The following is a 20888-nucleotide window of genomic DNA, read 5'->3' on the forward strand; positions in this document are numbered from 1 at the left end:
TTCATCAGGCTATTTGAGTCACTTGCTCCCCGATTTTCAATCCAGCGCTCGGTAAAACAAGTAAACTTGTATTACTCTCACTTAACGAAATTGTTTGTATATTTGGAAATTATTTCATTACACGAACTGAATATTTCTGTAATATATAATATGCGCAAAATAATTCTATGCTTCCTTATACTACTCTCTGTCAACCTTTTTGACTCCATGAGCAGGAAAGAGAAGAAGGTGGAACTTGAAAAAACAGCATTGTCCCAGGACCAGGGCCAGTGGCTATATGAACAGATGGATTTGGACGGACTAATATGTCTGGATGCATTCAAATCGGCATACACGGGTTATAAGAAGTTAAATAAAGGCAATAATCCCTTACTCACCCTGATCGATTTTAGTCTGCCATCCACCGAGAAAAGGATGTATGTATTGGATTTGGCAAAAAAGGAAATTCTTTTTGTTTCGTATGTCTCGCACGGCCGCAATAGTGGACAAAACTACGCCACATCATTCTCCAACCGGGATGGTTCACACCAGAGTTCACTGGGATTCTACCGTACAGTCGACACCTATAACGGAGGAAACGGTTATTCACTTCGGTTAGACGGGCTGGAAAAAGGGATCAACGACAAAGCTATGCAGCGTGCTATCGTCATCCATGGCGCCGATTATTGCAGCGAAAATGCAATAAGATCTACCGGTAGGCTTGGGCGGAGCTTCGGCTGTCCCGCAATCCCCAGAGAACTGGCAAAACCCATTATAGACACTATAAAGGGAGGATCCTTGTTATTCATTTACGCCGATCAGCCGGAGTATCTGGCCAGCAGCAAAGTGTTGGAAGAGGATCAAATTTTGACAGGAAAAAATATATTAAGTGCCCGTAATAACACTCCAACCCGCTCTTTCAGTTCTTCCTTAGCTGGATCCTGAAAGTGGTACCTTTTCCCGGCTCCGATCTTCTTACAAAAATTTCTCCTTTGTGATTCTCCTCCACAATCCGTTCCACAAGGGTTAACCCAAGTCCCCAACCCCGGTCTTTTGTGGTGTAACCGGGTGAAAAGATCTTCTTAAACTTCGACTTGTGTAATCCTTTACCGGTATCGGAAATATCGAGATGGATCATTTTTCCTTTTTCGAAGATCTCAAAGGTAATGATTCCTTCTCCCTGCATGGCATCCACACCGTTTTTTACAATATTTTCAATCACCCATCCGAAAAGCGGTTCGTTCAGATCAACAATTACCGGATGTTCGGGAAAACGCATATTGAACACTATTGCCCCGGAGACCCGTTTTTCCAGATAGGCCACCGAACGTCTTATCACCCCTCTCAGGTCTTCAGGTTTCAGACCGGTTATAGAACCGATCTTGGAGAAACGTTCAGTGATCATTTGCAGACGGGAAACATCCTTATCAATCTCTGTCAACAACTGCGGATCGATTTCCTTCAGTTTCATATATTCCATCCATGCTGTCAACGATGAGATGGGGGTGCCCAACTGATGGGCGGTCTCCTTTGACAATCCCACCCATACCCTATCGCGCTCCGCCCTTTGTGAACGGTTCAGGGCAAAAAACGCAAGACCGGTAAACAGGGCAATCACCAATAGCTGCCAATAGGGATAGAGTTGTAGCGTCTTCAGCGTATGCGAATCATCATAATAGAGCAGTTGGTTCATCTCAAGCAATGCAATGGGATCATGCCTACGCCCGAACTCTACTATTTTTATCTGCAAGTAGGATTCTGCATCCTCTTCGGGCAATTTGATATTACGCGGTGTCAACTTTCCTGAACTCTTGTCATACAATATGATGGGAATAGTTGTATTACTTTCCAGAATGCGCAATACCAACGACATATCCATCTCTTCGTCCATTAACATCGATTCAGTCGCCATCGCCCAGATCTCTATTTTCCTACGCTCCTCATCAGCCAGTTCTTTCACCAACCTGTTCGACAGCCACAACGACAGCAGGACAACTATAATTGCCATAATTACAAAAAGGTAAGTGAGCGACTGTCGGGAATACATTTTGTAAATTAAGAATTAAAAATTAAAAATTAAGAACTAAAAGTGAGTGAATTTTCTTAGGAACGAGAGCAGAGACAAGCTTGCTTGCACTATGCCGAGCGACGACAGAAAATCTACGGAGTGAATATTTCAGCCTTTTTTTCAGGCAGATGACCACTTCGGATACGCCATTCGTTGGGATATAAATTATTTGCCCGGTTGCCTATATTTTTCACAAAACCCAGCGGTTCACCCTTATAAGTGAGGATCAAATAGCCTTTGGGTGCATCCGCGAGGATAATCGACTCCCGACGCAGATAAGAAACAGCCTCCTCGTAAACCACCTCATATATGGGGTATGCACTGAGATTAAGCTCCCTGCTCATCGCCAACATATGGGAGGGAATAAAATCCTTCCCTTTCTTCTCACCAAGTTCTATACCCATTGAGACTGTTTTCAACCGCTCATTCAAGGTAACAATAACCTCTGAATACTCCACAGGCAGGGCAAAAATACGGTTACCATCTTCCATAAAAATAAAGGAATCAGGGTGTAGCAATAGATTTGCATATGCAGAACGGTCTTTCATAAAAGGCAATGGCTTTTTTTTATTTTTGCTTCTTACCCGTTGCCCTCCAACAGTGGCTTCTTCTGCTCCTGCCTCAGCTTTTCTCAGTATTGTCACAAATAATCCTTCGCCCTGCGTTTTATGAGGAAAAAAACGATAGCCCTTTACCCGCTTGTCGAGCGAAGAAGAGACCCCCCACCCTTTATCCGTTGTCACAGATACAAATTCCGCACCCAGTTCCCGTGCAATCCAAAAAGCATTCTCTTCATTTTCAAGAGTATTGTAAGTGCAGGTGCTGAAAATAAGCAACCCACCCGGTTTAAGTGCCGGCCAAATATCATTCAGTATATCTCTTTGCCGTACTGCGCACATCTCCACATTTTGCATTGACCACTCCTCCACGGCTATCTCATCCTTCCGGAACATTCCCTCTCCCGAACAGGGAGCATCCACCAGCACCAGGTCAAAAAGATGGGGAAATGCAGAGAAATCCTTTGCCATATTATTTGTGACCAATACATTTGCATAACCCAATTTCGATATAGTCTCAGACAATACATGGGCGCGCTGACGAACCAGTTCATTGCCCACCAGCAGGCTTCCCTCGGGAAGGGCAGAAAGCAGGGAGACCGATTTACCACCGGGAGCAGCACATAAATCGAGACACACTGCCGGTTCTGTCACCAATTCACGGACCACATGCTCCACAAACATAGAAGAGGCTTCCTGCACATAATAATATCCGGCATGAAAAAGAGGATCAAAGGTAAAAGCTGGTCGCTCTTCCAGGTAAAGCCCCCACTGGGACCAAGGTACCCGTTTAGAGGGGAAAACCGATTCCATCGGGTTACGAACCGCTTTCGAGGGATTCAGACGAAGACTGACCGACGCATCACCGGACAATGCAGACAAAAACAATTCTGTCTCACTCCCAAGTAATGGGCGGACAGATGATATAAAATCCGGGGGAAAATTCATCTGTTTATTATTTTAATTACAAAGATAAAAGGTTTTTTCGCTTATCAAATTAATTTCCATACCCGTTTATACTCTTGATAAAAAACAGTATCTTTGTGACGAAACACTATCATTAAAAAAACGATAAAATGAACAAAATTCTGATCCTCGCGGGATTATTGTTATCCCTTTCGATCGTTGCGCAAGATCGCCCTGATCCGCAACCGGCCCCTGACACCTTCGAAAAGTTCAACGTGGGTATGGCAGGGTACACGTTTGTCAACTTCGATCTCGACAAAACACTGGAGACCTTGGAGAAATGCGATGTAAAATACCTCTGCATTAAAGATTTCCATCTCCCCTTTAACAGTACCGACCAGGAAATAGCCGATTTTCATACCAAACTAAAATCCAAAGGTGTTACAGGTTATGCTGTAGGCCCCATCTATATGCGTTCAGAAAAAGAGGTTGACAATGCCTTTGAGTATGCAAAACGTGTAGGTGTCAAACTGATTGTGGGAGTTCCCAATTATGAATTACTGCCTTATGTAGACAAGAAAGTGAAGGAGTATGATTTTAATTATGCTATTCACCTGCATGGGCCGGATATGCCATTATATCCCGATGCCGATGATGTGTGGAAAAATGTGAAGGATCTGGATCCACGTATCGGCATGTGCCTTGACATCGGCCACGATACCCGCAATGGCAAAGATCCTGTCAAGGATCTGGAGAAATATCACTCCCGCGTGTTCGACATTCATATTAAAGATGTTACAGGATCCACCAAGGCCGGATACTCAGTGGAGATCGGCCGTGGAATTATCGATATCCCGGCATTCGTAAAAATGCTCCGTCAGGTTGGATACGAAGGTGTTTGCAGTCTGGAACACGAACGTAATATGAAAGATCCGTTTTCGGGAATCGCCGAGTCTATCGGTTACTTCCGGGGTGTAATTGCAGCCACAAAAGAAAAATAATGCTGCGGCAATGTAAAGAGTAATGGGATGACATTACACAATAACCGGGGGATGAATCCGATAAAGGATTCTCCCCTTTTCAATTTCCGTGGATAATGTACCTTTACCCTATATTTAAAAAATAATTCTGATTTCAGGTAAGATGATAAATATAAATTGTGACAATGATAATATGCGTTGGGAAGTAATTGAAAGCGAATATCTTCACAGGCGCCCATGGTTGACGGTTCGTCGGGAATCATTACAAATGCCCGACGGGACTGTTGTCCCTGAATATTACGTACTGGAATACCCCAACTGGGTGAATATCATTGCGATTACCAGGGATAGAAAATTTATTCTGGTAAAACAATACAGGCCGGGGATTGAGAAGACCTGTCTCGAACTTTGTGCCGGTGTATGTGAGAAAGAAGATGCATCGCCGCTTGTCTCGGCACAACGCGAATTAATGGAAGAAACCGGTTATGGTGGCGGGACATGGAGTGAATTCATGTGTGTTGCCCCTAATGCCAGTGCTGCCAATAATTATTCTTATTGTTTTATTGCCGAGAATGTTGAAAAACTGGGAGACCAGGCACTGGACGAATCGGAAGAATTGACGGTTCATCTGCTTTCTTTTGAAGAATTGAAAGAACTGCTTGAAAGCGGTAACATTGTCCAGGCCACCATGGCAGCTCCATTATGGAAATATATGGCATTATATGACAAATAGGTGCTATTTCACCGTACTCCGTGCATCAGCTTTTGCAATTTTTTCGAAAGAAGAAAGAGGATGAGAGAAGCAACAGCAGCCATCACAACAAATACCATGAAGAAATCAAACAGGTTTGCAATTTCAATTCCGAAAAGGTATTTCATTTTTCCCTCTTCGGGATAAAGGGAACTCAGTGTACCGGCCAGTTTATTAGCGGTAGCCATAGAGAGGTACCACACCCCCATCAACAGTGATGCAAAACGTACGGGAGACAACTTATTCACCATCGACAGGCCAATAGGCGACAGGCAAAGTTCACCCATAGTATGAATAAAGTAAAGCCCTACAAGCCACATAATGCTCACCTTTACACCCGGCTCCACTCCCTGTACACCGATAGCAATCAAGAGGTAACCCAATGATAGCAAAAGCAGCCCGATTGCCTGTTTCACCGGTGAGGAGGGTTCCCTGTTCCTGGCTCCCAAGGCAAGCCACAACTGTGCAAACAGCGGCGCCAGAAGAATAACGAATACAGAATTGAACGACTGAAACCAACTGGTAGGCATGGTCCATCCCAGAATATCACGGTTGGTCTGTTCAGCCGCAAAATAGGTCAATGATATTCCTGCTTGCTCAAAAGCAGACCAGAAGAAGATAACGAAAAAGGCAATGATATAGATTACCCAGATACGCTGACGCTCAATTTTAGTCAGCGATTTATCAGATATTACAAAAGCCGGAACAACCAATGCGGCCGTATAGATAAAAGCTCCGATCAGATCACCCTTGAACAGATATATAAAGAGTGCAAACAGACCACCGGCCACAACTATCCACAACACTATTTCTTTGAGTGTGTACTTCACAGATGGAATTGTACCGGTTGCCTCCCTCTTTTTTCCTGCAGCCGCTTCCACTCCGATAGGATTTCCGGCGGGATCGACCAGATACTTGTCTTTTCGCAGCACATAAAGGATAAGACACAACAAAGAAACTATTGCCGCCACGAGAAATCCCCACTTGAAATCGGCCGGATCGCCCGTATCACCCAAAAATCCGCAAATAAGAGGTGCGACAAATGCCCCAAGATTTACTCCCATGTAGAAGATGGTATAGGCAGAGTCAAGCCTTCTGTCACCCGGTTCATACAATTGACCGACGAAAGTGGATACATTAGGTTTGAAGAAACCGTTCCCGAAAATCAGGGCACCCAACCCCAGATACATCAACCATCTTGCCGGTCCGGGATATTGGAAATAGAGGGCACTGAAAAACATCAGTAGTTGTCCGATCACCATCAGGACAGTCCCCCAAAAAGTGGAACGCCGCATCCCCCAATATTTGTCGGCTACATAGCCGCCGATAAGGGGTGTAAGGTAAACCAATCCGGTGTAATTCCCATAGATAAGCGCAGAAAGATCCTTGTCCATCATCAACGCATTGATCATATAGAGTACAAAGAGCGCACGCATGCCATAATAGCCGAAACGTTCGGCAATAGAAATGGAAAACACGAAGTAGAGCCCTTTAGGGTGTTTGACGGTTGTTGCAGCCATAATTGTGAATAAGGATTAATTTTGCAAAAGTAGCCATTTTGATCAGATTAATCCCTCCTTAAAACCAAACATTTTTGATATATATACCGGAAAGCATCCCTTCTTTACCCTATTTTATCTATTTTTGCAAATGAATCTCCTCGCCGCAAGCGGGCGGGGTATCTTAGAGGAGAGAATTAAACCCTAAGAGATTAAAAGGTCTGCAAACGAGAAATGAAGAATCCGGTACTTTATTTAATTCCCGTCACATTGGGTGATACACCTGTTGAGAAGGTAATTCCTTCCTTCAACACAACGGTGGCATCTGATCTGAAATATTTTATTGTAGAGAATGTACGTTCGGCACGCCGTTTTCTAAAAAAAAGCAATCCCGATATCGATATCGACACACTCACCTTTTATGAACTGAACAAACATACCGACCCCAACCAGATCGCAAGTTATTTGTCACCCATGAAATCGGGAGAAAATATGGGGATAATCTCCGAAGCCGGTTGTCCTGCCGTAGCCGATCCCGGCGCAGATGTGGTGGCTATTGCTCAACAGGAAGGCTATAGGGTTGTTCCGCTGGTAGGCCCGTCTTCTATCCTGATGGCCGTCATGGCCTCCGGCTTCAACGGACAGAGTTTCGCCTTCCACGGTTACCTGCCGGTCGACGCGGGCGAGCGGGCAAAGAAACTAAAACAGCTTGAAGCAAGGGCGTACAAGGAAGACCAGACTCAACTTTTTATTGAAACACCTTACCGTAACCTGAAACTGGCGGAAGACATACTGCAACACTGTAAACCGCAAACCCGGTTATGTATTGCCATGAACATCTCCTGCGAAGATGAATTCATTGTAACGCAAAGTGTAAAGGCATGGAAAGGTAAACTGCCTGATATGCATAAAAAACCGACTGTTTTCCTGATTTATAGGGGTTGAAAATTGGTTTCATCTCTTTTATTGTCCTGTACATCTCCTCATTGGCAATATCCATCCTTCCCACCTATTTCAAACAGAAAAACAATAGTTCTTACCGGGGTCTCGGTGCTTCCGGAGCCGTTTCGTCCATCGTTTTCGCTTATGTGCTGGTCAACCCGATGAATTTTATGGGAATCATGTTTATTCCGGTCATGCTCCCCGCTTTTCTTTTCGGCATAATTTTCCTGCTGGTCTCTTTCTATCTCGACCGGAAACAAACAGGTCGTATCAACCACTCGGCGCACATCTCCGGGGGAATTTACGGTTTACTCTATATGATTGCCGTTTTTTCCACTCTCGAAGATATAAATCTCCCAGCATTATTTTTGGACCGGATAAAAATAGATTCGATTTCTGACCTTTTTTATTTCGGCATTTAAACAGTTTCCGGCAAGCATAAAGGAAGCAACACTCAGAAAATATATAAAGACTTACTACCTCGAAAGAATTAAAAGTAGAAAAGGTTAGACTGATATTCTAAAAAAACGGAATAATTTATTCCGGACATAAGTTTGCATTCACAACACATGATATGGCTCATTGAAACTTTTTCCCTACATTTGCATTTCGATATTACACCTTGTTCGGTAATGACCACAAAATATAACGTACAACTGCAACCATTTAACTCTTTCCGCACGAAAGCGTCGGCAAAAATATTTTGTGAACCGCAATCGGCAGAGGAACTTTCGGAAATCATCCACACTTTTCCCGATGAACAGAAACTGGTGCTCGGAAACGGTTTCAATTTGTTTTTCACCAAAGATTTCGAAGGATTGGTCATTAAACCTGCCATACGGGGTATACATATCTTGTCGGAGACCGATCAGTTTGTGGAGATTGAAGCCTGTGCCGCCGAGGATTGGGATCAGTTTGTAGCCTATAGCGTGAAGAATGGTTACGCCGGTATTGAAAATCTGTCGCTTATCCCAAGTTCAGTAGGTGCAAGTCCGGTACAGAATATCGGAGCATACGGTACCGAGGCGATGGATGTGATCACCAAAGTAAGGACTGTAGAGCTTCAGACGGGCAACTACCGGGAATTTTCCAACGAAGAGTGCCGTTTCAGCTACCGTGACAGTATCTTCAAACAAAGCGGCCTTTATGTGATCACATCGGTGGTTTTCAGATTGGAAAAGTCATTTCAATATAAAGAGAAATATATCGATTTAAGCCGGGAATTGGAAGGGATTCCCTCTCCTACCCTTACCCAGGTTCGTGATGCCATTATCCGTATCCGCAACCGGAAATTGCCCGATTATAAAATACTGCCAAATGCCGGAAGTTTTTTCAAAAATCCTGTGCTTACGGAAGAGAAAAAAGACCAATTACAACAGCAACTCCCGGATGTCCCGATTTACAACATTGGAGAAGGACAATTCAAAACATCGGCGGCATTTCTGATAGATAAGGCCGGATATAAAGGGAAGCGGCACAGAATGGTAGGTACTTATACCCGCCATTCACTTATCATTGTGAATTATGGCACTGAAAACGGAAAGGAAATCGTAGACTTTATGCACAAAATACAACAGGAAGTACTACAACAATTCGGTGTACTACTCGAACCGGAAGTACGTATTTATTAACTAAAAAAAATGGTCAACATGTCATCATTTATCATTGAAGGTGGATGCAGCCTCAAGGGGGAAATCACACCACAGGGAGCCAAGAACGAAGCCCTGCAGGTAATTTGTGCCACCCTGCTCACACAGGAGGAAGTGATCATAGAGAACGTACCTGATATACTGGATGTAAACAATCTCATTGCACTACTCTCGGATATGGGAGCCGAAGTGAAAAAACTGGACAGCGGAAGCTATTCCTTCAAAGCGGAAAAGATTAACCTGGCCTACACCCAATCGAAGGACTTTATGGAAAAGAGTGCTGCCATGAGAGGTTCCATTATGATTGTGGGTCCCCTCCTGGCACGATTCGGAGAAGCGGTAGTGCCTAAACCGGGAGGAGACAAGATTGGCCGTAGACGACTGGATACCCATTTCAACGGTATCATGAAGTTGGGTGCTGAGCTAATCTTTAATGAACAAAAACAGCTCTTCACCCTTTCAGCAAAAAAACTAAACGGGCAATATATCCTGCTTGACGAGGCTTCCGTTACCGGTACTGCCAACCTGTTGATGGCTGCAGTCCTTGCCGAAGGGGAAACCATCATCTATAACGCAGCCTGTGAACCTTATGTAGAGCAATTGAGCCGGATGCTGGTAAGCATGGGCGCAAAAATCGAAGGAATTGGCTCCAACAGACTGACAATACATGGTGTCTCCTCCCTTTCCGGTTGCCGTCACCGTCTGCTGCCCGATATGATTGAGATAGGCAGCTTTATAGGCATGGCAGCCATGACCGCTTCCGAGCTCACCATAAAAGATTCCTCTGTAACCCATCTCGGCATCATTCCCGAAAGCTTTCGCCGCTTAGGTATTATCGTGGAACAACGCGGGGACGATCTTTACATTCCCCAACAAGATAATTACACCATAGAATCATTTATAGACGGATCCATTCTTACCATTGCCGACGCTCCCTGGCCGGGACTTACTCCGGACCTCCTCAGCGTATTACTGGTGGTCGCCACCAAAGCGGAAGGATGCGTATTGATCCACCAGAAAATGTTCGAAAGCCGACTCTTTTTCGTGGACAAACTGATCGACATGGGAGCGCAGATCATCCTCTGTGATCCCCACCGTGCTACTGTGATCGGTATGGGCAAACGATTCCGGCTGAAAGGTATGACAATGACATCACCCGATATACGGGCCGGTATCTCTTTGTTAATCGCCGCAATGAGTGCGGAGGGTGTAAGCACTATCCATAATATCGACCAAATCGACAGAGGATATCAGAATATAGACAAACGTCTCAACGCGTTAGGGGCAAAGATTGAACGGAGATAATTATCTTTTTCCTGAATTGCACCTATAATGACAAATAAGGCTTTTTGTCAGAGTAAAATATTTGCTTATTCCACAACTCTTTTATTACTTTGTACTTTATTTATAAAGAAAAATTATGCCAACGAATTCGGTCGTAACTGACATTAAACAAGTAACCATTCGTTTTTCAGGCGACTCCGGTGACGGAATGCAACTTTCAGGGACATTGTTCTCTACATTATCGGCTATTTTCGGGAATGAAATTGCCACATTCCCCGACTTTCCTGCTGAAATTCGCGCACCGCAAGGTTCATTGCATGGTGTGTCGGGATTCCAGGTACGGATCGGCGCCAAAGATGTTTATAATTCCGGGGACAAGACTGATGTACTTGTCGCCATGAATCCTGCTGCGCTCAAGGTAAACGCCTCTTTTTTGAAGAAAGGCTCTATCGTGCTGTTTGATACCGATTCTTTCCAGAAAAGGGATCTTGACAAGGCTCTTTTCCAAACGTTAGATCCGTTTGCAGAACTCAACCTGGATTATGTGCAACCTATCGGGGTGAATATTACGACCCTGACAAAAGCCTCACTGGCAGACTCCGGACTGGAAAACAAGGATATACTCCGTAGCAAGAATATGTTTGCACTGGGTATTGTATGTTGGCTTTTCAACCGGCCACTGGAAATAGCAGACAAGCTGCTCGAACAGAAATTCTCAAAAAAACCAATATTGGTAAGAGCCAATATCAAAGCGCTCACCGATGGATACAATTATGGGAACAACACCCATATGACTGCTTCCACTTATCGTATTGAGCCTATTGAATCGACCAAAGGTTTTTATACTGATATTAATGGAAATACCGCCACTGCATACGGGTTGGTCGCCGCTGCAGAAAAGGCGGGCGTGGAACTTTTTCTCGGCTCCTACCCTATCACCCCCGCGACTGATATCCTGCAGGAACTTTCCAAACGAAAAGATTTCGGTGTGAAAGCACTGCAAATGGAAGATGAAATTGCCGGAATCACTTCATCCATCGGCGCAAGTTTCGCAGGATGTCTGGCAGCCACCTCCACATCCGGACCGGGATTGTCACTCAAGAGCGAAGCACTGGGACTGGCCGTGATGACCGAACTGCCGCTGGTAGTAATCGATGTACAGCGTAGTGGTCCTTCCACGGGGATGCCGACCAAGAGTGAGCAAAGTGACCTCAACCAGGCACTTTACGGAAGAAACGGCGAAAGCCCCTTGGTTGTGATGGCGGCAGCATCACCCACCGATTGTTTTGAAAGTGCTTTCGAAGCATCAAAGATTGCCCTGGAACATATGACTCCTGTTATTTTACTGACCGACGGTTATATCGCCAACGGTTCATCGGCATGGAGAATTCCCGATATGAATGATTATCCCGAAATTAAACCTCCCTACGTCCAAAATAAATATAACGGTAACGCAGAAGAGTGGAAACCCTATTTCCGTGACGAAAACACACTCGTCAGATACTGGGGTGTGGCGGGAACTCCGGAATATATGCACCGTATAGGCGGATTGGAAAAAGACCGTCTTACCGGTGTTATCTCATCGAATCCCGACAACCACCAACTAATGGTGAACATCCGCAGGACAAAGATCGAAAAAATAGCCGATTATATCCCCGACCAAAAAGTAACAGGCGACAAAGATGCCGACACGTTGATTGTAGGATGGGGCGGCACATACGGCCATTTGCTTGAAGCTTCACTACGCCTTATGGCAAACGGGAAAAAGGTGGCCTACACTCATTTCAGGCATATTTATCCCCTTCCACGAAATACCCACGAACTGCTGAAAAGATATAAGAAAGTGATCGTGGCGGAACAAAACGAAGGACAGTTTGCCAATTATCTGAATGGTAGATTCCAGGATCTGGATAACATCCACAAATATAATAGAGTGGAAGGACAACCTTTTAAAGTGAGCACGTTGATTGAGGAGTTTACGAAAATTATGGAGGAAAAGTAATATGGAAGTAACAGAAATAGCAGCAAAAGAATTAAGATATCAGAAACATCTACCTAAAGATTATAAAAGTGAAAATGCCATTCGTTGGTGTCCGGGTTGCGGCGATTATGCCATTCTGACGAGCCTCCAAAAAGCGATGGCTGAATTGAATATCGACCCTCACAAGATAGCCGTTATCTCTGGGATCGGCTGTTCGTCACGTTTACCATATTATATGAATACCTATGGTTTTCACAGCATCCATGGTCGTGCTGCAGCCATCGCCACAGGAGTGAAAGTGGCCAACCCCGAATTAAGCGTATGGGTCGCTACCGGCGACGGCGACTCACTTGCCATCGGCGGGAACCACTTTATCCATACAATCCGAAGAAATGTGGATATCAATATTCTGCTTTTCAATAACAAGATTTATGGCCTTACAAAAGGACAGTACTCACCTACCTCCGACAGGGGATTCGTCTCCAAATCATCTCCTTACGGAACAGTGGAAGATCCTTTCCGTCCGGCTGAACTGACTTTCGGGGCACGAGGCACTTTCTTTGCCCGCGCCATAGACGTAGACATCAAAAACCAAACGGAAGTAATGACGGAGGCCGCCAAGCACAAAGGGACTTCGGTAGTGGAAGTATTACAGAACTGCGTAATCTTTAACGATAATATCCACAACAGGATTAGTGACCGCAACTGGAAGGCTGATAATACCATAATACTGAAGCATGGGGAAAAGATGATCTTCGGTAAAGAAGAGAACAGGGGGATTGTTTTGGATGGATGGAACCTCAAAGCTGTAACCATAGGAGAGGATGGATATACATTGGACGATATACTGGTACACGATGCTACCACCAGAGACAATATTTTACATATGAAACTGGCGTTGATGGATAACATCGACGGGCTTCCTGTGGCACTGGGCGTCATCCGTAGTGTAAAAGAACCGACTTACGAGAAGGAATATGAAAGACAGATAGAGGAAGTACAAATGATGACACCGAAAAGGTCATTTACCGAATTCCTTCTTAACTCCCCCAATATCTGGGAAGTGAAATAAAATAATTCCGATAAATCGGGACAAGTAGTGATAATGTAATCAGTAAATCAACTAATCAATTACGTCTCCGTTTTATTTCTGTCCGGATCATTTTCAGTTCCCGGTTGGTCTGTCCCTTTACTGATGAATTTTCTTCAGCCCGACGGAACAGGTAGGGCATCATGGTCTTCACGGCACCATAAGGAACGTATTTTGCAACATTGTATCCCTGTTCGGCAAGATTATAAGTAATATGATCGCTCATACCATATAATTGGGAGAAATAGATTCCCCTATGATTCCTCGGCAGATTATACTCATCGATCAGGCGAGCCAATAATAATGAACTCTCTTCGTTATGGGTGGCGACCATGAAGTCGATACTATCCAGATGCTCTATAAAATAACGGGTAATATCGTCGAAATCACGATCAGTAGCCGGTTTATCCGGCTGAATGGGTGATGGATACCCTCGTTCAGCAGCACGGTTGCGTTCTTTCTCCATATAGGCTCCCCGCACAATTTTCAGACCGAATTTAAATCCTCCCTCCAACGCCATACGGTGATGCTGTTTGATCCGCTCTATACTATCGTGTCGATACATCTGGTAGGTGTTTTGCACAATAGCCTTCTCCTTGTTGTAGCGTGACATGAGATTCATCACCATATCATCCAGAACCGGCTGTATCCAGGTCTCTTCGGCATCGATCAGCACCGGCACATCCAGTTCAAATCCTCTTCTGAAGATAGCATCCACGCGCTCCTCAACACTACGGAATTCCGCCCTTTCCTCATCGGTCAAAGGTTGTTGCTCACTCACCTTGGCCAGAAGGTCGAAGCGTGCCACCCCCGTGATCTTGAACACGCTGAATGGCACATTCTTATGGTTACCGGCAAATTCAACAGTACGTATTACCTCCCGACAGGTAGCATTGAAAGCATCTTCCGATTCCTCTCCCTCCTGCGCATAATCGAGAATAGAGTCCACATTGTATCGGGCCAGCCGGGTAATTGTCTTGCTACAATCTTCAATAGACACTCCACCGACAAAATGTTTATAGATAGTATTTCTGATTATACCCTCTATAGGAAAATGGACGGCAAAAGCAAAATTAACCAGATGCTTACCTATATTCACCAACCGGCGGTTATTCATTACCTTAAAGAGTTGATAAGCCTGTTTTAAACTTGCGTTGGATTGATCACGAAAAGCGGTTTCCGTGTTTTCAAAATTGACAGGTAGTGTTTCCTTAGATTGCATGTATTTTCTGTATAAGTGTTATAAATGTAAAGGCCTACAAAAATAACAAAAAGATTCTATTTTTTTATCGCTAAAAAATTTCTTATTTCCGGCAACTGTATTTTTTCATGAAAACTTTCCGGCGAAATAGTCTCATCAAACTTTTTTTGGTAAATTTGTCTCATCCAAATAGTAAAACCTCATTAAACAGATTAACTTATGTCTAAAGGAGTATTTCAATTACCCGAAGTAAAGAATGAACCCGTCAGGAGTTATGCTCCGGGAACGCCCGAAAGGGTAGCGTTAAAACAAAAATTAGTTGAGTTGAATCAAGGTGGGCTCGATCTGCCGATGATCATCGGAGGAAAAGAGGTGCGTACCGGCAACCTAAAAGATATTCGTCCACCCCATAATCACCGCCATCTTCTTGGACATTATCATCAAGGGGACAAAACACATGTACAGATGGCGATCGATGCTGCATTAAAAGCAAAACCAACCTGGGAAGCAATGCAATGGGAAAGCCGTGCAGCCATCTTCCTGAAAGCAGCCGAACTGATTGCCGGCCCTTATCGTTATGAGTTCAATGCCGTTACCATGATAGGCCAATCGAAGAATGCCTATCAATCTGAAATAGATGCTGTATGCGAATTGATCGATTTCTACCGCTATAATGTGAAGAATATGGATACAATTTACCGGATGCAACCCAATTCCTCTCCCGGTATATGGAACCGTATGGTTTGGCGTCCGCTCGAAGGGTTTATCTTTGCGCTTACGCCATTCAATTTCACCTCCATTGCAGGAAACCTGCCCGGCGCTCCGGCGTTGATGGGTAACACTGTAGTATGGAAGCCCTCAAAGACAGCGATTTATTCCGCCCACCTTATTATGAAGGTGTTACAGGAAGCCGGACTACCTGACGGGGTAATCAATCTCGTCTATGCCGATGGAAGGGATGCCGCCGATGTGATCTTCAACCACCGTGATTTTGCCGGACTGCACTTTACCGGTTCCACCGGAGTGTTCAACAGCATGTGGCGCACTATTGCCGGAAATATGTCGAAATACAAATCCTATCCCCGTATCGTGGGAGAAACGGGAGGAAAGGACTATGTCTTTGCCGATCCGACAGCCGATGCAAAACAAGTAGCCACAGCACTTACCCGAGGCGCATTTGAATACCAGGGACAGAAATGCTCAGCTGCTTCAAGAGCCTATATCCCCACCACCCTATGGGAAGATGTTAAGAGGTTTGTAAGCAACGATCTCTCTAAAATTAAAATCGGAGTACCGGAAGATTTCTCCAATTTCGTGAATGCAGTGATCGACGAGGATTCGTTTGATAAACTGGCAAAGGCAATCGACGACGCCAAAGCGTCACCCGATGCAGAGATCGTTTGTGGCGGCACCTACGACAAATCGGAAGGTTATTTTATCCACCCCACCATAATTCTGGCCAAAAAGCCCGATTACATCACGATGAAAGAGGAGCTCTTCGGCCCGATACTTACCGTATATCTGTACGATCCGGCAGACCTCGACAAGACGCTGGATATCCTCGATACCACTACAGATTATGCGCTTACAGGCGCTATATTCTCTGCCGACAGGGCCAATATCGAAAAGATGACTGCCCGGTTGACACACACAGCCGGGAATTTCTATATCAATGACAAGCCCACCGGCGCCGTGGTCGACCAGCAGCCGTTCGGCGGCGGACGCAGTTCGGGCACCAACGACAAAGCCGGCTCGGTGTTCAACCTCCTGCGCTGGGTTTCTCCGCAATGTATCAAGGAAACATTTGTTCCGGCAACGGACTACATGTATCCGAATTTCCTGGAGGAGTGATGAATAAAGCTATCCCGCCCCAGATAAAGGCGGGATAGCTCAATTTTACTCCCACAAACAGGAGCCAAGTTCCCATCTTTTACCTTATAATGGCACCTTATAGCTTATTATACAACATGAAAAAGATTTTTATTTCCCTATTTTTTACAGCTGCCCTGAGTCAAATCACCTTTGCTCAAAACAATATCGAAGAAATTAATCTATCCTCGGTCGATTATTTTTTTAAGATTTCAGAAAAACTTAGTACCGGTTTAGAACCAAAGGAATACCCAAAGAAATTATGAATACACCTGAAACTAGATTTCTGGAAGAAGCAGACAAGTTTATTGCAGTCCCTGATTCTAAAATAGTTAGGAAGATATTCTACAATATTGATCTTGCAGAACAAACCAACGATCCAAAACTTTTCAAGAAGCTACAAAGTGATATTTGGGAATTTCGGACAAGATACGCAGGACTTCATATAAGGCTTCTTGCATTTTGGGACAAAAGTAAGAATAAGGAAACTCTGGTGATAGCAACACATGGATTTATAAAGAAAGTTGATAAGTGCCGGTAAACGAAATAGATCGGGCAATAAGCCTGAGAGATGAGTACTTTAGGAACAAACTAAAAAAATAATCACATGGCAACAAAGGAATTAAAGACATATACGCTTGCCGAGATGAAGGATAGATACATCGGCAAGGTTGGCACAAAAGAACGTGATGACTACGAATACGAACTTCGTATGGATGTTTTGGGTAAAATGATCAAAGCCGCCAGGCAAGAACAAAACTTGACACAAGAAGAGCTCGGAAAGCTTGTAGGTGTTCGGAAAGCTCAAATCTCAAAACTTGAAAACAGTGCTAATAGTGCGACGATTGACACGATAGTTAAAGTTTTTAAGGCCCTAAAAGCTGAGATAAACTTTAATGTAAAACTTGAAAACAATTTTGTTAAACTCGTCTAATAGGAAAAATGACGGAAAATCTGGCAGATAAGGTTATTGCTTTCAACAGGGAGTTGCACTATTCGGGGGATTTGCCCGAGGGATTTCAGGTACTGAACCCTTTTCTGGAAAACCCGGAAACGATGCCGGTCATGGAAGCATTCTACCACAAATATTATAATGATACGAACCAACGCAGATTCATCATTGGCATTAATCCGAGCCGTCACGGAGCGGGAGTAACGGGTGTCCCCTTCACCGATACCAAACGACTGGAAAGTGTCTGTGGGATCACCATGCATTCAGCCCATACCCACGAGGTTTCTTCCGTGTTCATGTATGATATGATCGCAGCTTACGGCGGTGCGGATGAATTTTACAGCCACTTTTACATCAACTCACCCTTCCCGCTGGCAATCATCCGCCAAACAAAAGACGGCAACTGGCTTAACGCCAACTACTATGATGATAAAGAACTGTTTGAAACGGTAAAAGGGTTTATGATTGCATCGCTCAAAAAACATATCGAGATAGGACTCGATACTTCTGAAGTATATATCCTCGGGAAAAAGAATGCCGATTTCATTGCAAAACTGAACAAACAGGAGAAACTTTTCGACAGGATGACAATATTGGAGCATCCACGTTATATTCAGCAATACAAGTCGAAAGAGAAACAGCTCTATATCGACAAATACCTGCTGGCATTCGGGGAATAAGCCGGTAGGCGCATAGGAACTTGATCAGACTTGAGTTAAGTTTTACATATCATTCCCGTTATATTCGATCCCGAAATAATGAAACCATAGTTTATGCTGTTTCCCACGCTTCCTGAAATCGTCATAATCAACTACCGTTTCTTCCGACCAGGCTTTCTCAGACAAAGCCAGCACACGCGGGAACAATTGGTAATCAATCCGTGATTCCCATCTGTCGATATGCGTCCAGTAATTGGCCTGGATACCCAGGATCCGCGATTTTTCATCTTCCGTCGCATCCGGAGGAACGGGGTCATAACTATATACTTTCCGGGTAGGTGTTGTGGCATAACTATAGTCGAAATAGAGATGACTGGTCGGGGTCATCACTACCTGATATCCTTTCTGCAAAGCTATCCGGCCTTTTTCCTGTTCCTGCCATGCCATAATAATCCAATCCTTTCCTATATCCCCTTCTATAGCCTCGTCCCAGCAAATAGGCATCTTACCGGCACTTAACACATTTTCTGCCGCTCTCGTCATCATATACCGTTGCAGTAATACTTCGGAATCTATTCCCAACTCGTTCATTTTGTTCCGGCATACTTTACATTCTTTCCATAATTGTATTCTTACCTCATCACCTCCCAAATGAATATAAGGTGAAGGGAAAATACGGGCGACTTCACCCAGCACATCCTTGAAAAAAACATACGTATCTTCGGTTCCTGCACAATACACATCATTCAACCTCTCTCCTTCGAAGGCGAATAAAGGATAAACAGGTACTTTCAATTTAGAACAGGACAATTCAGGATAGGCATAAAGAGCGGCCGAGCTATGCCCGGGAGCTTCAATTTCGGGTATAACCTCCACATGCCTTTGTGCAGCGTATGCAATCAGTTCTTTCATCTGCTGCTGTGTATAATATCCCGAAAAATTCTCCGGCTCAAGTGAGGAGGCCGCAAAAGCGGCTCCTTCGCTTGTTAATTTCGGACGGCTTTTTATTTCCAATCGCCACCCTTGGTCATCCGTCAGATGAAGATGCAATTTGTTCAATTTATAGAATGCCATACGATCGATCGTTTTTTTCAAATAATCCATTGATAGAAACGTACGGGAGCAATCCATCATTAAACCTCTCCATCCAAATCTCGGATAGTCTTTTATGTCGACAGACTTTATACAATATTGCCCATCTTTCTCCGGGTCGGCTTCAATAAGTTGCAAAAGAGTATTACAACCATAAAAAGCCCCGACCGGATCGGATGCAGTAATAAGACAACCCTTTGAATCAACTTTCAACTGATATCCTTCTGTCGGATGCGATCGATCGGTATCCTGTCCTATCCGTATCAATGTACCGCCTTCCTTCTCATTATATTCTTCAACCAGCACTACCCAGCAATTGAATCTGCTTTCCAATTCACCAGCAAGTAATACGGCCTCTGAAAGAAAGCCTTTTTCTGCAACGATTTTTACCGGATCGGATAAATAACAGGGAGCAGATTGCAGCCATGTAATATCCACCGGCTGGGGAATCACGGCGTGCTGCTGTGCAAAAAACGGCACGACAATGAATAGAAAAAACAGTACGGTCTGATTTCTTTTCATCGGTTCAATTAATTGTTATTCCATTTATATGTTGCCGTAGAACGGGCAGGCAGTATGGAACCGATGACTTCCGTTTGATCCTGTATTTCGATTACCCGTTCCATATCCGAATTATTAAGTACTACCATTACTTTTGATCCGTCCGGATTGAGAAAAGCCACGTTTCTTATGTTATCCGTACTTTCCACATTCGATGAATGGATCCGCCAGGCTCCCCGGTCTATAAATTTTGAAAAATGGCCTGTCAAATAATATTCTGGATTAAAAGATATCTCACCCGTTTCCGAATGTATCGTGACAAATGGCCGACAGGACGGACATCCGCTGCTGAAAATCAGTAGATTAACCGTCATAATATTTGCATAACTGCAAGAAATTGAGTATTTTTACTTCATAAACCTTGCATTTTATGATACGATACAAGAGCTCCAGACAGCTTTCAATTTCCGAGTTCAAGATGCCCTTCGAGGCAAAACTGGATGAGAATAACCGGTGGTTTTTTCTTTCAAAAATAGTTCCCTGGGAAGAGTTCGCCCGGCTTTATTACAAGAACTTCAAGAGCAACCGGGGTGCACCCACCAAGGATGCCAGGCTTGTGCTGGGAGTGGTCATCATAAAGCACATCATGAAGACGGATGACCGCGGCGTGATAGAGATGATCCAGGAAAATCCCTACATGCAGTATTTTCTTGGGCTTGAGGCTTTCACTTATGAACAGGTGATGACACCCTCACTGCCGGTATCCATCAGAAAGCGAATCGACCTGGATGTCTTTGAATCATTGACAGATGATTTGATAAGAAAAGGATTAAAGCTGAAAGCCGGGGCAAAACAAGAAGAGGTTGACACGGTTGCGAAGGATGATGGGGTTAATAATGATGACGATCCCGATCCGCATCCCGGGAAC

At 44.3% G+C, this 20888-nt stretch carries 20 protein-coding genes; 14 read left to right on the forward strand and 6 right to left on the reverse strand.

Annotated elements, in window-relative coordinates; translation table 11 throughout:
* The first annotated feature begins 150 nt into the window (after window positions 1–150).
* Complete coding sequence (locus U2P89_RS10375; RefSeq protein WP_175533548.1) at window positions 151–924, forward strand: murein L,D-transpeptidase catalytic domain family protein; 774 nt, start codon at window positions 151–153, stop codon at window positions 922–924.
* On the opposite strand, the gene U2P89_RS10380 is transcribed toward U2P89_RS10375, so the two are convergent.
* Both U2P89_RS10380 and U2P89_RS10385 read right to left on the reverse strand, forming a co-directional pair.
* Entirely contained in the window at window positions 899–1987 is a 1089-nt protein-coding gene (locus tag U2P89_RS10380) for a HAMP domain-containing sensor histidine kinase (protein ID WP_313381607.1), read from the reverse strand. The genes U2P89_RS10375 and U2P89_RS10380 overlap by 26 nt on opposite strands.
* 152 nt (window positions 1988–2139) lie before the next feature.
* Entirely contained in the window at window positions 2140–3552 is a 1413-nt protein-coding gene (locus U2P89_RS10385) for a methyltransferase RsmF C-terminal domain-like protein (protein ID WP_322191363.1), read from the reverse strand.
* A gap of 128 nt (window positions 3553–3680) precedes the next feature.
* Here U2P89_RS10385 and U2P89_RS10390 point away from each other — a divergent pair, with 128 nt between their 5' ends.
* Both U2P89_RS10390 and U2P89_RS10395 read left to right on the forward strand, forming a co-directional pair.
* Complete coding sequence (locus tag U2P89_RS10390) at window positions 3681–4511, forward strand: sugar phosphate isomerase/epimerase family protein (protein WP_076930992.1); 831 nt, start codon at window positions 3681–3683, stop codon at window positions 4509–4511.
* Between the two features lie 142 nt (window positions 4512–4653).
* Complete coding sequence (locus U2P89_RS10395) at window positions 4654–5223, forward strand: NUDIX hydrolase (protein WP_076930993.1); 570 nt, start codon at window positions 4654–4656, stop codon at window positions 5221–5223.
* 8 nt (window positions 5224–5231) lie between these two features.
* Here U2P89_RS10395 and U2P89_RS10400 read toward each other — a convergent pair whose 3' ends face one another.
* On the reverse strand, window positions 5232–6761 hold the full coding sequence (locus U2P89_RS10400; RefSeq protein ID WP_322191364.1) for a peptide MFS transporter: 1530 nt from the start codon (window positions 6759–6761) through the stop codon (window positions 5232–5234).
* Window positions 6762–6974: 213 nt separating this feature from the next.
* Between U2P89_RS10400 and U2P89_RS10405 the strand changes: the two genes are divergently transcribed.
* The 6 genes from U2P89_RS10405 (at window position 6975) to U2P89_RS10430 (ending at window position 13668) form a co-directional block, all read left to right on the forward strand.
* Window positions 6975–7685: an SAM-dependent methyltransferase gene (locus U2P89_RS10405; protein ID WP_322191365.1), complete on the forward strand. Its 711-nt coding sequence runs from the start codon at window positions 6975–6977 to the stop codon at window positions 7683–7685.
* Window positions 7682–8104: a rhomboid family intramembrane serine protease gene (locus tag U2P89_RS10410; protein WP_322191366.1), complete on the forward strand. Its 423-nt coding sequence runs from the start codon at window positions 7682–7684 to the stop codon at window positions 8102–8104. The genes U2P89_RS10405 and U2P89_RS10410 overlap by 4 nt, the downstream gene beginning before the upstream one ends.
* Before the next feature lie 210 nt (window positions 8105–8314).
* Entirely contained in the window at window positions 8315–9313 is a 999-nt protein-coding gene (murB, locus tag U2P89_RS10415; RefSeq protein ID WP_322191367.1) for a UDP-N-acetylmuramate dehydrogenase, read from the forward strand.
* 18 nt (window positions 9314–9331) lie between these two features.
* Window positions 9332–10636 (forward strand): UDP-N-acetylglucosamine 1-carboxyvinyltransferase, encoded by a 1305-nt coding sequence (murA, locus tag U2P89_RS10420; RefSeq protein WP_322191368.1) that lies wholly within the window; start codon window positions 9332–9334, stop codon window positions 10634–10636.
* A 115-nt stretch (window positions 10637–10751) separates the two neighbouring features.
* Window positions 10752–12617, forward strand: a complete 1866-nt coding sequence (locus U2P89_RS10425) for a 2-oxoacid:acceptor oxidoreductase subunit alpha (protein ID WP_092026990.1) — start codon at window positions 10752–10754, stop codon at window positions 12615–12617.
* A 1-nt stretch (window position 12618) separates the two neighbouring features.
* A complete protein-coding gene (locus tag U2P89_RS10430; RefSeq protein ID WP_322191369.1) occupies window positions 12619–13668 on the forward strand; it encodes a 2-oxoacid:ferredoxin oxidoreductase subunit beta in 1050 nt (349 codons plus the stop codon).
* 55 nt (window positions 13669–13723) lie between these two features.
* On the opposite strand, the gene U2P89_RS10435 is transcribed toward U2P89_RS10430, so the two are convergent.
* On the reverse strand, window positions 13724–14908 hold the full coding sequence (locus U2P89_RS10435) for a proline dehydrogenase family protein (protein ID WP_091907711.1): 1185 nt from the start codon (window positions 14906–14908) through the stop codon (window positions 13724–13726).
* A gap of 198 nt (window positions 14909–15106) precedes the next feature.
* Here U2P89_RS10435 and pruA point away from each other — a divergent pair, with 198 nt between their 5' ends.
* The 4 genes from pruA to U2P89_RS10455 all read left to right on the forward strand — a co-directional run bounded on the left by pruA (window position 15107) and on the right by U2P89_RS10455 (window position 18388).
* On the forward strand, window positions 15107–16738 hold the full coding sequence (gene pruA / locus U2P89_RS10440; protein ID WP_313381614.1) for an L-glutamate gamma-semialdehyde dehydrogenase: 1632 nt from the start codon (window positions 15107–15109) through the stop codon (window positions 16736–16738).
* Between the two features lie 280 nt (window positions 16739–17018).
* A complete protein-coding gene (locus U2P89_RS10445; RefSeq protein WP_313381615.1) occupies window positions 17019–17297 on the forward strand; it encodes a type II toxin-antitoxin system RelE/ParE family toxin in 279 nt (92 codons plus the stop codon).
* Window positions 17298–17363: 66 nt separating this feature from the next.
* Window positions 17364–17690, forward strand: coding sequence for a helix-turn-helix domain-containing protein (locus tag U2P89_RS10450; protein WP_076931004.1), 327 nt, complete (start codon window positions 17364–17366; stop codon window positions 17688–17690).
* A gap of 8 nt (window positions 17691–17698) precedes the next feature.
* Window positions 17699–18388, forward strand: coding sequence for an SMUG2 DNA glycosylase family protein (locus U2P89_RS10455; RefSeq protein WP_091907705.1), 690 nt, complete (start codon window positions 17699–17701; stop codon window positions 18386–18388).
* Between the two features lie 42 nt (window positions 18389–18430).
* On the opposite strand, the gene U2P89_RS10460 is transcribed toward U2P89_RS10455, so the two are convergent.
* Together U2P89_RS10460 and U2P89_RS10465 are read right to left on the reverse strand one after the other, a co-directional pair.
* On the reverse strand, window positions 18431–19981 hold the full coding sequence (locus tag U2P89_RS10460; protein ID WP_322191370.1) for a beta-N-acetylhexosaminidase: 1551 nt from the start codon (window positions 19979–19981) through the stop codon (window positions 18431–18433).
* A gap of 8 nt (window positions 19982–19989) precedes the next feature.
* Window positions 19990–20334: a glycoside hydrolase family 30 beta sandwich domain-containing protein gene (locus U2P89_RS10465; RefSeq protein WP_092026986.1), complete on the reverse strand. Its 345-nt coding sequence runs from the start codon at window positions 20332–20334 to the stop codon at window positions 19990–19992.
* A 56-nt stretch (window positions 20335–20390) separates the two neighbouring features.
* Between U2P89_RS10465 and U2P89_RS10470 the strand changes: the two genes are divergently transcribed.
* A partial coding sequence (locus tag U2P89_RS10470; protein WP_322191371.1) for a transposase occupies window positions 20391–20888 on the forward strand: 498 nt, incomplete at its 3' end.

The sequence above is a fragment of the Proteiniphilum sp. genome (genome assembly GCF_034331125.1).
Taxonomy (GTDB): Bacteria; Bacteroidota; Bacteroidia; order Bacteroidales; family Dysgonomonadaceae; genus Proteiniphilum; species Proteiniphilum saccharofermentans.

What these genes read in the sequence shown, in the direction of transcription:
- U2P89_RS10460 (WP_322191370.1), bottom strand. Translation starts at nt 19,981, where the DNA reads ATGAAAAGAAATCAGACCGTACTGTTTTTTCTATTCATTGTCGTGCCG.
- U2P89_RS10395 (WP_076930993.1), top strand. Translation starts at nt 4,654, where the DNA reads ATGATAAATATAAATTGTGACAATGATAATATGCGTTGGGAAGTAATT.
- U2P89_RS10430 (WP_322191369.1), top strand. Translation starts at nt 12,619, where the DNA reads ATGGAAGTAACAGAAATAGCAGCAAAAGAATTAAGATATCAGAAACAT.
- U2P89_RS10450 (WP_076931004.1), top strand. Translation starts at nt 17,364, where the DNA reads ATGGCAACAAAGGAATTAAAGACATATACGCTTGCCGAGATGAAGGAT.
- U2P89_RS10455 (WP_091907705.1), top strand. Translation starts at nt 17,699, where the DNA reads ATGACGGAAAATCTGGCAGATAAGGTTATTGCTTTCAACAGGGAGTTG.
- U2P89_RS10425 (WP_092026990.1), top strand. Translation starts at nt 10,752, where the DNA reads ATGCCAACGAATTCGGTCGTAACTGACATTAAACAAGTAACCATTCGT.
- U2P89_RS10380 (WP_313381607.1), bottom strand. Translation starts at nt 1,987, where the DNA reads ATGGCAATTATAGTTGTCCTGCTGTCGTTGTGGCTGTCGAACAGGTTG.
- U2P89_RS10445 (WP_313381615.1), top strand. Translation starts at nt 17,019, where the DNA reads ATGAATACACCTGAAACTAGATTTCTGGAAGAAGCAGACAAGTTTATT.
- murB (WP_322191367.1), top strand. Translation starts at nt 8,315, where the DNA reads ATGACCACAAAATATAACGTACAACTGCAACCATTTAACTCTTTCCGC.
- U2P89_RS10465 (WP_092026986.1), bottom strand. Translation starts at nt 20,334, where the DNA reads ATGACGGTTAATCTACTGATTTTCAGCAGCGGATGTCCGTCCTGTCGG.
- U2P89_RS10405 (WP_322191365.1), top strand. Translation starts at nt 6,975, where the DNA reads ATGAAGAATCCGGTACTTTATTTAATTCCCGTCACATTGGGTGATACA.
- pruA (WP_313381614.1), top strand. Translation starts at nt 15,107, where the DNA reads ATGTCTAAAGGAGTATTTCAATTACCCGAAGTAAAGAATGAACCCGTC.
- U2P89_RS10375 (WP_175533548.1), top strand. Translation starts at nt 151, where the DNA reads ATGCGCAAAATAATTCTATGCTTCCTTATACTACTCTCTGTCAACCTT.
- murA (WP_322191368.1), top strand. Translation starts at nt 9,332, where the DNA reads ATGTCATCATTTATCATTGAAGGTGGATGCAGCCTCAAGGGGGAAATC.
- U2P89_RS10435 (WP_091907711.1), bottom strand. Translation starts at nt 14,908, where the DNA reads ATGCAATCTAAGGAAACACTACCTGTCAATTTTGAAAACACGGAAACC.
- U2P89_RS10385 (WP_322191363.1), bottom strand. Translation starts at nt 3,552, where the DNA reads ATGAATTTTCCCCCGGATTTTATATCATCTGTCCGCCCATTACTTGGG.
- U2P89_RS10390 (WP_076930992.1), top strand. Translation starts at nt 3,681, where the DNA reads ATGAACAAAATTCTGATCCTCGCGGGATTATTGTTATCCCTTTCGATC.
- U2P89_RS10400 (WP_322191364.1), bottom strand. Translation starts at nt 6,761, where the DNA reads ATGGCTGCAACAACCGTCAAACACCCTAAAGGGCTCTACTTCGTGTTT.